The organism is Pseudomonas sp. Irchel s3h9, assembly GCF_900187475.1.
GTDB classification, from domain to species: domain Bacteria; phylum Pseudomonadota; class Gammaproteobacteria; order Pseudomonadales; family Pseudomonadaceae; genus Aquipseudomonas; species Aquipseudomonas neuropathica.
Genome location: NZ_FYDH01000001.1, coordinates 43,698 through 58,869, shown reverse-complemented (window position 1 = coordinate 58,869; position 15,172 = coordinate 43,698). Strand labels below are relative to the sequence as shown.

12 protein-coding genes and 1 tRNA gene are annotated in these 15,172 nt (G+C 59.9%); 4 read left to right on the top strand and 9 right to left on the bottom strand.

Annotated elements, in window-relative coordinates:
* Positions 1-224: 224 nt before the first annotated feature.
* Positions 225-2,144: a phosphodiesterase DibA gene (gene dibA, locus CKW26_RS00205; RefSeq protein WP_095047052.1), complete on the bottom strand. Its 1,920-nt coding sequence runs from the start codon at positions 2,142-2,144 to the stop codon at positions 225-227.
* A gap of 146 nt (positions 2,145-2,290) precedes the next feature.
* On the opposite strand from dibA, the gene desA reads away from it, so the two are divergent.
* Together desA and CKW26_RS00195 are read left to right on the top strand one after the other, a co-directional pair.
* Positions 2,291-3,475 carry a delta-9 fatty acid desaturase DesA gene (gene desA / locus CKW26_RS00200; RefSeq protein WP_034151820.1) on the top strand — a complete coding sequence of 395 codons (1,185 nt, stop codon included), beginning with the start codon at positions 2,291-2,293 and terminating at the stop codon, positions 3,473-3,475.
* Positions 3,476-3,618: 143 nt separating this feature from the next.
* Entirely contained in the window at positions 3,619-4,608 is a 990-nt protein-coding gene (locus CKW26_RS00195; protein WP_095047051.1) for a sensor domain-containing diguanylate cyclase, read from the top strand.
* Between the two features lie 142 nt (positions 4,609-4,750).
* Here CKW26_RS00195 and CKW26_RS00190 read toward each other — a convergent pair whose 3' ends face one another.
* From CKW26_RS00190 to gabD, 3 genes are all read right to left on the bottom strand, one after another.
* Positions 4,751-5,962: a response regulator gene (locus tag CKW26_RS00190; protein ID WP_095047050.1), complete on the bottom strand. Its 1,212-nt coding sequence runs from the start codon at positions 5,960-5,962 to the stop codon at positions 4,751-4,753.
* A 140-nt stretch (positions 5,963-6,102) separates the two neighbouring features.
* Complete coding sequence (gene gabT, locus CKW26_RS00185) at positions 6,103-7,380, bottom strand: 4-aminobutyrate--2-oxoglutarate transaminase (protein ID WP_095047049.1); 1,278 nt, start codon at positions 7,378-7,380, stop codon at positions 6,103-6,105.
* Positions 7,381-7,565: 185 nt separating this feature from the next.
* Positions 7,566-9,008: an NADP-dependent succinate-semialdehyde dehydrogenase gene (gene gabD / locus CKW26_RS00180; RefSeq protein WP_007917688.1), complete on the bottom strand. Its 1,443-nt coding sequence runs from the start codon at positions 9,006-9,008 to the stop codon at positions 7,566-7,568.
* A 442-nt stretch (positions 9,009-9,450) separates the two neighbouring features.
* Between gabD and CKW26_RS00175 the strand changes: the two genes are divergently transcribed.
* Positions 9,451-9,527: transfer RNA gene (locus CKW26_RS00175), tRNA-Arg, on the top strand.
* Between the two features lie 76 nt (positions 9,528-9,603).
* On the opposite strand, the gene CKW26_RS00170 is transcribed toward CKW26_RS00175, so the two are convergent.
* From CKW26_RS00170 to CKW26_RS00150, 5 genes are all read right to left on the bottom strand, one after another.
* Positions 9,604-9,873, bottom strand: coding sequence for a hypothetical protein (locus tag CKW26_RS00170; protein ID WP_245398013.1), 270 nt, complete (start codon positions 9,871-9,873; stop codon positions 9,604-9,606).
* A 20-nt stretch (positions 9,874-9,893) separates the two neighbouring features.
* A complete protein-coding gene (locus CKW26_RS00165; protein WP_095047048.1) occupies positions 9,894-10,490 on the bottom strand; it encodes a hypothetical protein in 597 nt (198 codons plus the stop codon).
* Entirely contained in the window at positions 10,487-11,068 is a 582-nt protein-coding gene (locus CKW26_RS00160; protein WP_176471279.1) for an RNA polymerase sigma factor, read from the bottom strand. The genes CKW26_RS00165 and CKW26_RS00160 overlap by 4 nt, the downstream gene beginning before the upstream one ends.
* Positions 11,069-11,098: 30 nt before the next feature.
* The gene (locus CKW26_RS00155) at positions 11,099-12,778 is read right to left on the bottom strand and encodes a VWA domain-containing protein (RefSeq protein ID WP_095047046.1); all 1,680 of its coding nucleotides are present in this window, start codon (positions 12,776-12,778) and stop codon (positions 11,099-11,101) included.
* Positions 12,779-12,865: 87 nt separating this feature from the next.
* Positions 12,866-13,426: a YbhB/YbcL family Raf kinase inhibitor-like protein gene (locus CKW26_RS00150; RefSeq protein WP_095047045.1), complete on the bottom strand. Its 561-nt coding sequence runs from the start codon at positions 13,424-13,426 to the stop codon at positions 12,866-12,868.
* 139 nt (positions 13,427-13,565) lie between these two features.
* On the opposite strand from CKW26_RS00150, the gene CKW26_RS00145 reads away from it, so the two are divergent.
* Positions 13,566-15,095, top strand: a complete 1,530-nt coding sequence (locus CKW26_RS00145; RefSeq protein ID WP_095047044.1) for an FAD-dependent oxidoreductase — start codon at positions 13,566-13,568, stop codon at positions 15,093-15,095.
* Positions 15,096-15,172 lie beyond the last annotated feature (77 nt).

The following is a 15,172-nucleotide window of genomic DNA, read 5'->3' as shown; positions in this document are numbered from 1 at the left end:
TGAATGGGATTTGCCTGGCAGTGGGCGGCACTGCGTTCGGCGTGGGAGCAATATAAGAGAGGCGCGGATATTCTTAAAAAGACTATTTAAGAATGTTTATATAACTGAAAAACTGATCGTTCCCACGCGCAGCAAAGGAATGCAGCCGGCGGCGCTCTGCGCTGCGATTTTGGGCCGACGCAGAGCGCCCCTTTGCTGAGCGCAGGAACAAGTTTGCCCCTGTCTTAGCTAATCACCGGAGTTCTCACCCAATCTATCTCGTGCGCCGGAGCCGGTCGCCCAAACCAATAGCCCTGCCCCAGATCACACTCCTGCTCAAGCAGAAACGCCGCCTGCTCAACCTGCTCGATGCCCTCGGCATGCACCTGCATGCCCATGCTTCGGGCCAGCGCGATGATCACCCGGACAATCGCCACGTCATCCTCATCCCACGGCAACCCGGCAACGAATCCCTGATCGATCTTCAGCTTCTGCACCGGCAAGCGCTTGAGTCGCAGCAGTGACGAGTAACCCGTGCCGAAATCATCAATGGCCAGGCGAATACCCAACTCGCGCAAACGGTGCATCTGCTCCAGCGCCACTTCCGGATCATCCATCACTGCGCTTTCAGTGACTTCCAGCTCCAGATATGCCGGATCCAGTCCGGTGTCGTGCAGCACCTGCGCCACCTGCTGGTACAACTCGCGCCGGGCGAACAATCGTGACGAAACATTCACCGCGACAAACGACAGCACGATCCCGGCCTGCTGCCACTGGCACATCTGTCGACACGCCTGCTGCATAACCCACGCGTCAATTTCGGCGATCAGCCCGGTGCGCTCGGCAATCGGGATGAACTCCGCCGGCGACACCAGACCACGCAACGGATGCTGCCAGCGGACCAGCGCTTCAACGCCAATCAAGCGACTGGTTTTCAAGTCATGCACCGGTTGGTAGTAAACCCGCAGTTCCTGCTGCTCCAGCGCCCGGCGCAGCTCGAATGCGATCTCCACACGTTGCTGGGCGTGGGCGGTCAGTTCTTCGGTGTACAAGGCATAACCGTTGCGGCCGCTGCTCTTGGCCTTGAACAGCGCCGCATCGGCATTGCGCAACAGTTGCTCGGCGCTTAGCGCGTCGCTGGGGAACAGGCTGATGCCGAGACTGGCGTTGATGAACAACTGATTGCCATCAATGCTGAACGGCTCCTTCAGCGCATCGAGAATCCGTTGCGCCAGCGCCGCTGCCTGCACCGGCTGTGGACAACTCTCTGCCAACACCGCGAACTCGTCGCCGCCCAGGCGCGCCAGGGTAATACCGGGGCCAAACAGTTCTTGCAGGCGCGCCGCTACTGCCTTGAGCAAGCGATCGCCGACGTTATGGCCAAGGCTGTCGTTGATCATTTTGAAATGATCGAGATCAAGCATCAGTAACGCGCAGCCGCGCTTGTGGATCTGCGCCGAAGCCAGCGCCTGTTCGGCGCGGTCGCTGAACAGCAGGCGATTGGGCAGATCGGTCAGTGGATCGTGGTGCGCCAAGTGTTTGAGTTCATGCTCGGAATCCTTGATGGCGCTGATATCGGAAAACACCGCAACGTAATGGCTGAGCCGGCCCTGATCATCGTGAATGACCCGGATGGTTTGCCACTGTGGATAAATCTCGCCGCTTTTACGCCGGTTCCAGATCTCGCCGCTCCACTCGCCCTGCGACTCCAGGGTGGCGAACATCGCTTGGTAGAAACCCGGCGGATGATGGCCGGACTTGAACAGGCTCGGCTGCTGCCCGAGGACTTCTTCACGCTGATAACCGGTGATCTCGATGAACGCGCGATTGACGTGCACGATCAACCCTTGGTGGTTGCTGACCAACACCCCTTCGCGGGTGCAATCGAAGACGGCCGCCGCTTGACGCAGGCGTTCGCGATCGGCGTGGCGCTCGCGCAACCGCGCACCGATTCCGAGAAACTCGCACAAGCGCGCCCGCGCCAGGAAAATCAGCCCGGCGCTGAACGCCGCTAAAACGTAACCGTTGATCAGTTGCCATCGGGCAAGATCGACGGAGTTATCGAAGAAATTGTTTAATAAATGATCAGTACCTTGCAGCCAGACAGCGGCAAGCACGAGATAGAGCAGCGCTGCACGCAAAGCATCGCGGTAAGTGGCACGCATTCGGCTGTCCATGTCCCTACAAAAAGGTTGGAATTATAGGTCAAGAAACATCCAGCGACTCTTATCTGAAAGGGCGACTGGTTTTATCTGTGTGCTTGGTGATAATGCAACGGCTGTTTTTATATTTATCGAGGGCCCTATAGCCTATGTGGTACGAAGGTTTTCTTGGCTTGTCGGCCTGGTCTCTGGTCGCGGTCACCCTGCTGATGACCCACGTGACGATTGTTGCCGTCACGGTCTATCTGCACCGTTACTCGGCCCATCGCTCGCTGGAGCTGAATGCTGGCCTGAAGCACTTTTTCCGTTTCTGGCTGTGGCTGACCACGGCGCAGAACACCCGCGAGTGGACCGCCATCCACCGTAAGCATCACGCCAAGTGCGAAACCGAAGATGACCCGCACAGCCCGGTCATCAAAGGCCTTTCCACCGTACTTCGCACCGGCGCCGAGCTGTATCGTGCCGAAGCGCAGAACCCGGAAACCCTGCGCATCTACGGCAAGAACTGCCCCGAAGACTGGATCGAACGCAACGTCTACAGCCGCTACCCGCTGTTGGGCGTGGCGATCATGGGCGTTATCGACCTGCTGCTGTTCGGCACCATCGGCATCACCATCTGGGCGATCCAGATGATGTGGATCCCGGTGTGGGCCGCTGGCGTGATCAATGGCCTGGGCCATGCCGTCGGCTATCGCAACTTCGAATGCCGCGATGCGGCGACCAATCTGGTGCCTTGGGGCATCCTGATCGGCGGCGAAGAACTGCACAACAACCATCACACCTACCCTAACTCGGCCAAGCTATCGGTGAAGAAGTGGGAGTTCGACCTCGGTTGGGCGTGGATCAAAGTCTTCTGCTTCCTGCGTCTGGCCAAGGTTCAGCGCGTGGCGCCGATCGCCCACCGCGTTGAAGGCAAGGGCAATCTGGACATGGACACCGCCATGGCCATCCTCAACAACCGCTTTCAGATCATGGCCCAGTACCGCAAATTGGTGATCGGCCCGCTGGTCAAGCAAGAGCTGGCCAAGGTCGATCATTCGGTGCGCCACCAGTTCCACCGCGCCAAGCGTTTGTTGTCGCGGGAGACTAGCCTGCTGGAAGATCGCCATCACTTGCGCATCCAGACCATGCTCGAGCACAGCCAGGCATTGAAGGTAATTTACGAAAAACGCTTGGCACTGCAGCAGATCTGGGTCAAGACCAGCGCAAATGGCCACGACATGCTCGCGGCCATCAAAGAGTGGATTCACGAGGCAGAAGCCAGCGGCATCCAGTCCCTGCGCGAATTTGCTGATCAGTTGAAAACCTACTCGTTGCGTCCTGCAGCGGTCTGAGACCGTTGATCGGTGCACCCGGCTCCCGGGTGCACCCTTCGGAACTTCGCTAAAAATCGCCTATCTCAAAGACACTTCGCCATCCCGGCGGGCTGTACTGTGGCCGTTGTCGAATTGCGGCACGTCCTTTGAGATCTGTGCCGATGGTCAACAACAATCAAAAAGACTCATCCTTCCCGCAGTGGCCCGAGGCCGCGCAAACCCTGATGGCGTTGATGCACGCCCAAGGCGAGGTCGCCCGCTTGAGCGAACGCGAACAGCTGTTCAGCTCCTTGCTGGTCAGCGTCAACGCCGTGCTCTGGGCCTTCAACTGGGAAACCCGGCAGGTGCTGTACGTCAGCCCCGCCTACGAACGGATTTTCGGCCGCTCTGCAGGCCTGCTACTCGCCGACTACAACCAGTGGCGCGACAGCATCTACCCCGACGACCTGGAATACGCCGAACGCAGCCTTGCCGAAGTCCTGCACAAAGGCGCGGTGGAAGATCGCGAATACCGGATTATCGCCGCCGACGGCCAGGTGCGCTGGCTCAGCGACAAATGCTTCATCAATCGTCAGGACGAGCCCGGTCAGCCGGTAATCATCGTCGGCATCGCCGAGGACATCACCGACAAGAAGCAGATGGAAACCGAGCTGCACCGTTTGGCGACTACCGACGTGCTGACACAAAGCAGCAATCGCCGGCACTTCTTCGAGTGCGCCAATCGCGAGTTCGAAGTAGCGCGTGTACAGGGCGCACAAATGGCCTTTCTGCTGCTGGATATCGATGACTTCAAAATGATCAACGACACCTACGGTCATCCCGAAGGCGACAACGTGTTGCAGCGGATTGCCGAGTGCGGGCGCGGGTCATTACGTCGAGGGGATCTGTTCGGGCGGATTGGCGGCGAAGAGTTTGCAGCGGTATTTCCCGGTTGTGCGCCGGACATGGCCATGCAAGTGGCGGAACGGCTGCAGCAGGAGATTCAGCGGTTGAGTTTCAGCCATGATGGCCAGACGTTCGGTATCACCGTCAGCCAGGGGTTGACCAGTCTGAACGAGACAGACGACAGCCTCGACAGCCTGTTCGCCCGCGCGGATGCGGCGATGTATGAGGCCAAGCGACAGGGCAAGAACCGCATTATCTCTGCCTGACCCCCGTCCTCCCGCCTCAACACAAACCCACTGTGGGAGCGAGCCTGCTCGCGAAAGCGTCGTATCAGACAATGATGTGCTGAATGACACTCCGCCTTCGCGAGCAGGCTCGCTCCCACATTTGGAATGTGGGTGAGTCAGGTTATTTGCGCATCCGCATCAACTCCGGCAGCCCGATCTTCAGCAACCGCGCCGTGCGGCTCTTCGCCAACTCCTCAACGCCCTCATGCTCGGTCAAGCGGGCCATCTGCGCCGCCATGTTCATCACCAGCGCCTCACGGGAATACACCCCGCCGCCGAGTTGGTACACCGACGCAATCAGCTCCCGCAATTCCAGCGGCAATCGCCATCGGGTACGCAACGCCGAACCATAAGCCGCGCCAAACTCGGCCAACGCCTCGCCGACTTCCTCCAGTTCATCCAGCTCACCACCCGCCTGCTGCCATTCCTGCAGACAACGCAGCAACGCCAGATCGCCCAAGCGATGCAGCATACCCGCGCAGTAACAGCGCTCCTGATCGAGATCGAGCAGCCGCGCGAGGGTGCGCGCATATTCAGCGGTGTGCAGCGACAACCCCCAGTAACGTTCGGCATAGTCCGCCAGACACGGATCACTGAGCCTTGCGCTGCGCTTGAGTGCCAGCCCCAGAATCAGGTTCATGCTCTGCCCGGTGCCCAACCGATGCAGGGCTTGCGCCAGTGTCTGCACCGGCGCGCCATGGTGCTGCGCCGCGCTGTTGGCCGCAGCGATCAGCACCGCCGTGATTTGTGGGTCGGTCTTGATCTCATCTTCCAACAGCTTCAGATCGAGGCCATTGGGGTTGAGGCTGCGCTTCACCGCCACCTGCACATCGGTCATCAACGGCGCACCGTCAGCCTGCTCACGACGTCGCTCGAGAAACACCGACAAGGTCATGCCCGGCGCCAATGCCGGTACGTCACAGAAAACCTCTTCACCGGCATTCAGCAGCAAACCCTGCAAACGCTCGGTCAGGCTTTCCATGTTCAGTGGTTTGGTCAGATAGGCCGTCGGTGCCAACGGAATCGCTTCGCGCACGCTGGCGCTGTCGTTACGGCTGCTCATCAGGATGAACGGCAACGGCGGGTTGCGTTTGCGCTGGCGCACGCTGCGCAGCACGCTCAAACCATCGATGCCGGGCAACTCCCAATCAACGATCGCCAGGTCATACGGCACTTCACTGAGCAATGACAGGGCTTGCTGCCCGTCGGCGCACAAGTCTATCCGCGCATCGCAACGCACGTTCAGGAGCACTTGTTTGAGCAGGTCCCGGGACCACGGATCGGCCTCGGCAATCAGCACTCGGGGTACGGCGGGTAAATCAACGGCAGTCATGCGCGCTCTCCCTTGCAATGCCTGAACCTTAGCCAATGCTGGCCATTCGATACAGCGCTAAAGCAATTGATATGTTCACGGGGCGAAAAAAAACCCGCCGAAGCGGGTTCTTTTGTCTATCCGATCACACAGTGCGCGGCTTACAGCTCCGAGAAGCACTCTTCGATGATCGCCAGACCTTTGTCCAGTTGCTCGTCCGGCGAGGTCAGCGGTACGAGGACGCGCAGAACGTTGCCGTAGGTGCCGCAGGACAGCAGGATCAGGCCCTTGTCGCGCGCCTTGGCCACAACGGACGCTACAGCGGCGGCGTTCGGCTTGTGGCTGTCGCCATTTTCGAACAGCTCGACCGCGATCATCGCGCCCAGAGCACGGACTTCGCCGATCACCGGATACTTGGCCTGGATAGCTTTCAAGCCAGTAACCAGACGCTCGCCGACAGCCTTGCAGCGGTCCAGCAGTTGCTCTTCTTCGAACACTTCCATCACCGCCAGCGCAGCGGCGCAAGCGATCGGGCTACCGGCGTAAGTGCCGCCCAGGCCACCCGGGGCGATGGCGTCCATGTATTCGGCCTTGCCGCACACACCGGCCAGCGGGAAGCCGCCTGCGATGGATTTGGCGAAGGTGGTCAAGTCGGCAGAAACGCCCATCTGCTCCATGGCGAAGAAGGTGCCGGTACGGCCAGCGCCAGTCTGTACTTCGTCAGCGATCAGCAGGATGCCGTGCTGGTCGCACAGGGCACGCAGACGCTTCATGAACTCTTTCGGCGCAACGTAGAAACCCCCTTCACCCTGCACAGGTTCGATGATGATCGCGGCGATGTCTTTCGGCTCAGCGTCGTTCTTGAAGATGCGTTCGATGGAAGCGATCGAATCATCGATGCTCACGCCGTGCAGTTCGTTCGGGTACAGCGCGCGGAAGATGCCGCCTGGCATCAGGCCCATGCCGGCCGAGTACGGCACGACTTTACCGGTCAGGCCCAGGGTCATCATGGTGCGACCGTGGTAAGCGCCGGTGAAGGCGATCACGCCAGCGCGGCCAGTGGCGGCACGGGCGATTTTCACGGCGTTTTCAACGGCTTCGGAACCGGTGGTGACCAGCAGGGTTTTCTTGGCGAAATCACCTGGCACCTTGGCGTTGATTTTCTCGCACAGCTCAACGTACGGCTCGTAAGCCAGCACCTGGAAGCAGGTGTGGGTCAGCTTGTTCAGCTGTTCGGTCACGGCGGCGATGATTTTCGGGTGCACGTGGCCGGTGTTCAGTACCGCGATGCCGCCGGCGAAGTCGATGAATTCGCGACCTTCAACGTCCGTCACGGTGGCGTTCTTCGCCGACTCAGCGAAGATCGGGTGAATCTGGCCGACACCACGTGGAACAGCTGCGGTACGACGGGCCATCAGTTCAGCGTTAGTCTTGCTCATTACAGTCCTCATTCGCCGCTCATCGGGCGGCGTGGTTCAAGGATTAAGCGGGAGAAATCGACGGTGGCAGCATGCGATGATCGACTGCCACGGCGTTCCTGGCCGCAGAGAAAATTCCGGTTTGAAACCACGCAAAGGGACAGCGCTCTCGTGCCCTTTGCGTTTGCAGCAATCCTTGTCCGAGCTTAGATGCCCAGGCAGAGGTATTTGATTTCCAGGTAATCTTCGATGCCGTACTTGGAGCCTTCACGGCCCAGGCCCGAGGCCTTGATGCCACCAAATGGCGCGACTTCGTTGGAGATCAGCCCAGTGTTGACGCCAACCATGCCGTATTCCAGCGCTTCCGCGACACGGAACACACGACCGAGGTCGCGAGCGTAGAAGTAGGAGGCCAGGCCGAACTCGGTGTCGTTGGACATCGCGATCACTTCGGCTTCGTCTTTGAAACGGAACAGCGGCGCCAGTGGACCGAAGGTTTCTTCCTTGGCCACGGCGGCATTTTTCGGCACGTTGGTGAGGATGGTCGGCTCGAAGAAGTTGCCTTCCATCGCCTTGCCGCCAGCCAGCACGGTGGCGCCTTTGGCTACAGCGTCAGCGATGTGTTCTTGCACCTTTGCCACGGCTTTTTCGTCGATCAGCGGGCCAGTGGTGGTGCCGTCTTCCAGACCGTTGCCGATCTTCAGTTTCGCCACAGCCACTTTCAGCTTCTCGGCGAATGCGTCGTAGACCGAATCCTGAATGTACAGACGGTTGGCGCAGACGCAGGTCTGGCCGTTGTTGCGGTATTTGGAAATGATCGCGCCTTCAACGGCCTTATCCAGGTCCGCGTCGTCGAACACGATGAACGGCGCGTTGCCGCCCAGTTCCAGCGAGACTTTCTTGATGTCCTTGGCGCATTCCGACATCAGTTGACGACCGATTTCGGTCGAACCGGTGAAGGACAGTTTGCGCACGATCGGGTTGCTGGTCAGCTCGCTGCCGATGTCGCCGGCGCTGCCGGAGACCACGCTGAACACGCCCGCAGGAATGCCCGCGCGCTGGGCCAGTTCGGCCAACGCGAAAGCGGAAAACGGAGTTTGCGAAGCTGGCTTGAGCACCATGGTGCAACCGGCAGCCAGTGCTGGACCGGCCTTGCGGGTGATCATCGCCGCCGGGAAGTTCCACGGGGTAATCGCCGCGGTCACGCCGATTGGCTGCTTGATCACGATCAGGCGCTTGTCTGGCTGGTGGCCCGGAATCACGTCACCGTAGATGCGCTTGGCTTCTTCGGCAAACCACTCGATGAACGACGCGGCGTAAACGATTTCGCCCTTGGCTTCGGCCAGCGGCTTGCCCTGCTCGAGGGTCATCAGACGCGCGAGGTCGTCCTGGTTCTCGATCATCAGCTCGAACCAGCGACGCAGCTTGCCGGCACGCTCTTTGGCGGTCAGGGCACGCCAGGCCGGCAGCGCTTTGTCTGCGGCTTCGATGGCACGGCGGGTTTCGGCAGCGCCCATTTTTGGCACGGTACCGAGGATTTCGCCGGTGGCCGGGTTGTTGACCTTGATCGTCTGACCGTTGTCCGCATCGACCCAAGCGCCATCAATGAAGGCTTGCTGGCGGAACAACAGGGTGTCTTTAAGCTGCATGTCGGCTTTCCTTAACAGCACCGCGGCCTGCGCGGAGCAAATTATGATTGTAGAAAGGCGCCTCGCAAGGCTGCCGTCAGGGAAATCAGTGACCGGGTGTGGCGCATCGACAGTGCACGATTCGAAACACCGGCGCTTCAACGCCCGGTCAACGAGCGTTTGAAATCTCAAACGGATCGTAGGATCAAAGGGGTTAAAGGACAATAGGTCGTTCGAAAAAAAGAACAAAAACGCCGCGTTTGTGGAATTTTTCAGATCAACGAGCCTAAAGCCTCAGCCGCAGCAAAACCATAGAACAGTCCCACGAAAGCGCCAAGCGAGGGTTTTGCAGGACGTTACCGCTTTATGGAATACCGCGATTTGCGCGGACATGCGCACTGACAATACCCGCCAAAACCCGGCATGGACGCCCCGAGTCGACCTAGGTATGATGTCGCCCGCTGCACCAGTAGCTCAGCTGGATAGAGTACTGCCCTCCGAAGGCAGGGGTCGTGGGTTCGAATCCCGCCTGGTGCACCATTGATTTAACGAGAAAGCCCCGGACTGTCATGGTCCGGGGCTTTTTTGTGGACGATGCAAAGGCACCTGAACGACGTCACTCCGTCGTCCAGTCGAACTCGTCGTAATCATCGTCGTCTTCTTCCTCCTCAACCTCCTCTTCGAAAACGTCGTCTTCATCAACGACATCTTCTTCCGGCTGATTCAGCAGAAATTCCTTACGCGTCTCGGTAATCGCTCGCCGCATCTCTTCGCCCTTCTCCGGGCAGTTGAGCAGTTGGGCGATGCGGTCAATTTTTGCTGCCACGTTGTCCTCCAGCGCATTGGCAATAGCCCGATAGTGCGCGTTTTTGCGGGGCAATGCCAAATGGCTGGGGGTTCAGGCGGTCATTTTTTCTGCAACTGTTCGAGTTGGGCGTCGAGATCGGCGTTCGGGTAGCGTTTGTGCAGGTTGTTGAACAGGCTGTCGGCGGCTTGCGATTGGCCGGATTCGCGTAGGCGCAGGACTTCGCGCAGTTGTGCGTCGAGGCCGTTGGCCGGGGCGGCGGCGCGTTTGCTGAATTTGGCTTCATCGGCGCTGATGGCTTGATCCTGCATCGGTGCGGCCATTTCCATCATCGGCGCAGGTGCCGGCATGGCGCCGGCCGGAGCGGACAATCGGTGCAGTTGCGCTGAGTTCGTATCGGTCATCGGTACGGCAAGTTTGGGGGCTGGGGCGTAGTCGTAATGACGCAGCGGCTCAGGAGCGCGCTGTACCAGTGACAACATCAATGCCACGCCGACGAGGCTGGCGAATGCAACCTGCCAGCGTGGTTTACGGCAAGCATCCAGCCAGCGTTGCCACAGGCTTGGTTTCGGCGCAGGGGTTTGACGCTGCGCAGCGTTGAGGATGAACGCATCCAGATGCGCTGGCGGTTCAGCGTTGTGCTGTTCGCGAACATGTTTAATCACCGAATCTTCCGGTGTCTGGCGGGCGTCAGTCATGTCAGTACCTCCTCGGCCAGCAGCCGACGCAGTTTTTGCTGGGCATAGCGCAAGCGGCTTTTGACGGTTTCCAGCGGTGTTTCGGTGAGGCTGGCGATTTGTGCCAGGTCGAGGTCGCCGTGGGCACGCAGCAAGAACACCTCGCGCTGGTCGGCGGGCAGGGTTTGCAGGGCGCTTTCCAGGCGCTGGCTGTCGCGACTGAGGCTGAGCAGTTGTTCGGGATCGTTGGTTTCATCGCTGACCGCGTGATGTTGCTCGTCGTAGCTGTCGTGCAACGGTTGCCGGGCGCCGTGTTTGCGCCAGTGGTCGATCAGGCGATTACGGGCAATCTGGAACAACCACGTCCGAAATGTCGCCAGCCCTTGTGGCTGACTGCTGCTGCGGATCAGGCTCAACCAGGTTTCCTGAAACACCTCGTCGGCCAGTTCCGGTTTGCCGCTCAATCCGAGCAGAAACCGGTACAAACCCTGACGATGGCGCGCGTACAAGGTCTCGAACGCCGCGCTGTCGCCCTGGCGATAACGCGCCAGCAACGATTCATCGCTGCTGGCGGTTGAGCTGTCTGCCGAGGCAAACAGCTGACTGATGAAGCCTTTCAGACGACTCACTTATTTGATCCGTTGTTCAGTGGCCAACGCGTTCGATGCGGTTGAGCTGCGCAAGCTCTGCGCCAGTTCGACCAGTTGCACGAACTCGTTGCGCAGACCGAAGCGATCATCGCCGCGAGCGCCACGGGCCAATGCCTCGGTGTCCTTCAAGCTGAAGTCGCCGGTATAACGGCCGTCTTTGAGCTGCTGGGAGAACGCGGCCACGGCGGCGGCAAAACGCAGATCTTCGCTGGCGGTTGCAACCTGATTGGCGATGGGCCGTTCGATCAGCAGACTTTTCCCACCTTCGGCACGCTGATAACGCACACGCAGCATTGCTAATTCTCCGCTCTTTGCCGAAACAACAGCGTCGGATTTGCCGTAACGCAGCGGCTCCAGCCAGCCCTGCTCGCCCGCCGGAACAATTTCGTACAGCGCGGTCACCGTGTGTCCTGCGCCGATTTCGCCGGCATCGACTTTGTCATTGCTGAAATCCTCACGCTTCAACGCACGGTTCTCGTAGCCGAGCAGGCGATATTCGCTGACCTGCGCCGGGTTGAATTCCACCTGCAGTTTGACGTTTTGCGCCACCACGGCGAGGGTCGAACTCAACTGATCCACCAATACTTTGCGTGCCTCGCGCAGGTTGTCGATATAGGCGTAGTTACCATCGCCAGCGTCGGCCAGTTGTTCCATCAAGTGTTCATTGTAGTTATCCACACCGAAACCCAGGGTCGTCAGCGAAATCCCGGTTGTGCGTTTATCCACAGCCATTTGTTTGAGGCTGTCGAAGTCACTGACGCCGACATTGAAGTCACCATCAGTGGCCAGGAGGATGCGGTTGATGCCTTTGGGGATGAAGGCTTGCTGTGCCATTTGGTAGGCCAATTCGATGCCTGAAGCGCCGGCGGTCGAACCGCCCGCAGTCAATTGCTCAATGGCTGTACGAATTTTCGCTTTTTCACGTCCAGAAGTCGGCTCCAGCACCACTCTCGATTCGCCGGCATACACCACCAACGAAACGCGATCCTGATCGCGCAACTGATCGACCAGCAATTTCAGCGTGCTTTTGACCATCGGCAGGCCTTCGCGGCGATCCATCGAGCCGGACACGTCGACCAGAAATACCAGATTGGCCGGGGCCAGTTCCGCCACGGCGCGGTCGGAGGCCTTGATGCCGATGCGCAGCAAGCGCGTGTGCGGGTTCCACGGTGAAGCGGCCAGTTCGGTGGTCACGCCGAAGGGCGAGCCATCACTGGGCAGCGCGTAGTCGTAGGGGAAGTAATTGACCAGTTCCTCCAGCCTCACCGCGCCTTCCGGCGGCAGTCGGCCCTGATTGAGCAAGCGGCGGACGTTGGCATAAGCGCCCGTATCGACGTCGGCACTGAAAGTCGAAACCGGTGTCTCGGCGACGCTGTGGATCGGGTTATCGGCCAACGTCTGATACTGCTCGCGCTGCTCGTCGCGATAGCTCTGTGGATAACTTTCACTCAACGGCATCGGCGCGCTGCCCGCATTGGGCATCCTGTACAGCGCGCGTTTGGCCATTGAGCTGTCAGCCATCACGGCTTCCTGTTGAACCAGCACCTCAGGCTGCGCCAGCGCTGGCACAGCAGCGGAATCGGGTGTGGACGAAGCACCGCAACCGGCGAGCGCCAGCAGCACACCAACCGCAACAGGACGCAAGAGAGAATGAGACATGGGGGCTGACCTCGGGATGAATTTGATCATTCATCCCCTGAGACGGGCAGCCCTTTCAGTTCGGGTTAAACGCCGCTAAAAATATTTTCAGCGGTGATAACGGCGCACCGCACTGCTGTTGCGCAGCACATGGCCTTTGATTTTTTCCATCAGCTCGGCGCGGGTCAGACCAGCGGGCAAGGCGTCCGGCGCCAGATCCAGTGCGTAGATCTGGATGATGTAATGGTGCGCACTGTCGCCCACTGGCGGGCACGGCCCCATGTAATGGGTGTTGCCCTTGCTGTTGGTGCCACCGACACCTTCGAACGCGGACTTGGCACCGACGCCAGCTGCAATCTGCCGTGTAGTGGACTTGATGCCGTAATGAATCCAGTGATCGACACCCAGGCCTTTCTGGCCGTCCGGGTCGTGCATGACGATCGCGTAACTCTGGGTGCCGGCAGGCCCGGCGTTCCAGCTCAGGGCCGGCGACTGGTTCTTGCCACCGCAACCGGGCGCATCGCTGGCCGCTGCCGAGGTGAACAGGCGGTTATCGGAAACACCCGGGATGCTCAGGGTGAAACGCTCCTGGGCCTGCGCCGGAAACTGCACGCAAAGGGTGACGGCGAGGGCCGCCAGCCAGGGGTTGAGAGAGGTCAATCGGGTCATTCCGGGAGCACCTTGTGCAGTGGGGCCGTCGTCGGCTTGCAAACTATAGCTGTACCGTTCGTGCCGTGGCAGTGGCAAATGGCTGAACCTCGCACTACCGCGCAAACTCACAAGAGAAATGCCCGCGAGGAAGCCGATCATGCCCCTGCACCGTGTCGCCCGATTCGCCGATGTCCCTGAAGACCGTGGCCTGCAGGTTGAAATCGGCGAATGCAAGATTGTGCTGTTGCGCACCAACGGCCAGTTACGTGCCTTTCAGGGCGAATGCCCACATGCCGGCGCGCCGTTGGCTGATGGTGCGTTGTGTCACGGACGCCTGATCTGCCCGTGGCATAAAGCTGCGTTTCGCGCGGAGGACGGCGCACTGTGCGAGCCCCCGGCGCTCGACAGCCTCAAGCGCTATACGCTGGAACTGCGTGGCGACGAGGTTTGGGTCGATGATCAGCCGTTGCCCGACCCGCATACGCCGCCGGCGGACGATTCGCGCACTTTCGTGATTGTCGGTGCCGGCGCGGCAGGTACAGCGTGCGCGGCGGCGTTGCGGGAAAAGGGTTTCGGTGGGCGGATTGTGATGATCGATCGCGAGGCGGATGCCGGTTACGACCGTACCGTGTTGAGCAAATTTGTCCTAGCCGGGGAGATGACCCCGCAAGAAACACCGCCGCTGCGTGAAGATGACTTCTATAAAGAGCAGCGCATTGAACGTCAACGAGGCGAAATTAGCGCAATCGACGCGCCGAACAAAACCTTGCACCTTATCGACGGCCAGACGCTGAGTTATGACGCCGCGGTGCTGGCCACTGGCGGTGAGCCCAACTCGCTGAAGTTACCCGGCGCCGACCTGCCTCAGGTGTTCGTTTTGCGCTCAAAAACTCAGGCAGAGCAGATCATGAGCTCAGCCAGACCGGAGCAACGCGCGGTGATCATCGGCGACAGCTTCATCGCCCTCGAATGCGCATCGGCCCTACGCCAATATGGCCTCGACGTCACGGTACTGGCTCGCCACGCGATTCCCTTCGCTGCGCAATTCGGTGAAGCCGTGGGCAAGGCGATCCGCGCGCTGCACGAACAGAACGGGGTGAAGTTCATCACCGAACACGCTGCCACCGAGATCATCGGCGATGGCAAAGTCGAGGCCGTATTGCTGGACAATGGCCTGCGTCTTTCGGCGGATCTGGTACTGGCCGGGATCGGTGTGCACCCGGCCACCGAGGCCTTCGCGTCACTGCCGAGGGAAAAAGATCAGTCATTGCGCGTCGATGACGGTATGCGCGTTACGGACGGCCTGTGGGCGATCGGCGACATCGCTACTTTCCCGCTTCACGGCCAGCCGCAACGCATCGAACACTGGCGCCTGGCCCAGCAGCATGCGCGAATCGCGGCTGCCAATATGCTGGGTGGCGAGGAGCATTACCTCGACGTGCCGTTTTTCTGGACCTGGCACTTCGGCAAGAATTACGACTACCTCGGCCATGCTGAGCACTGGGATGAAGTGGAGTTTCTCGGCGAGCCTGAACATCCGCCATTTATTGGTCTGTTCGGCAGAAACGGCATTCTGGTCGCTGCAGTCGCTTGCGAGAAGGAACGGGCGATGGCGCTGCTGGCCGAGCGAATGAAGCAACCGCTGGCAATGGAAGAGGCTTGGACACTGGTCCGCGATTACGCTTGATCGTTCCCACGCTCTGCGTGGGAATGCAGCCCGTGACGCTCCGCGTCACTGGACGCAGAGCGTCCCTAGAGGCATTC

What these genes read in the sequence shown, in the direction of transcription:
- CKW26_RS00195 (WP_095047051.1), top strand. Translation starts at nt 3,619, where the DNA reads ATGGTCAACAACAATCAAAAAGACTCATCCTTCCCGCAGTGGCCCGAG.
- CKW26_RS00155 (WP_095047046.1), bottom strand. Translation starts at nt 12,778, where the DNA reads ATGTCTCATTCTCTCTTGCGTCCTGTTGCGGTTGGTGTGCTGCTGGCG.
- CKW26_RS00190 (WP_095047050.1), bottom strand. Translation starts at nt 5,962, where the DNA reads ATGACTGCCGTTGATTTACCCGCCGTACCCCGAGTGCTGATTGCCGAG.
- desA (WP_034151820.1), top strand. Translation starts at nt 2,291, where the DNA reads ATGTGGTACGAAGGTTTTCTTGGCTTGTCGGCCTGGTCTCTGGTCGCG.
- CKW26_RS00165 (WP_095047048.1), bottom strand. Translation starts at nt 10,490, where the DNA reads ATGACTGACGCCCGCCAGACACCGGAAGATTCGGTGATTAAACATGTT.
- gabT (WP_095047049.1), bottom strand. Translation starts at nt 7,380, where the DNA reads ATGAGCAAGACTAACGCTGAACTGATGGCCCGTCGTACCGCAGCTGTT.
- CKW26_RS00145 (WP_095047044.1), top strand. Translation starts at nt 13,566, where the DNA reads ATGCCCCTGCACCGTGTCGCCCGATTCGCCGATGTCCCTGAAGACCGT.
- CKW26_RS00150 (WP_095047045.1), bottom strand. Translation starts at nt 13,426, where the DNA reads ATGACCCGATTGACCTCTCTCAACCCCTGGCTGGCGGCCCTCGCCGTC.
- dibA (WP_095047052.1), bottom strand. Translation starts at nt 2,144, where the DNA reads ATGCGTGCCACTTACCGCGATGCTTTGCGTGCAGCGCTGCTCTATCTC.
- gabD (WP_007917688.1), bottom strand. Translation starts at nt 9,008, where the DNA reads ATGCAGCTTAAAGACACCCTGTTGTTCCGCCAGCAAGCCTTCATTGAT.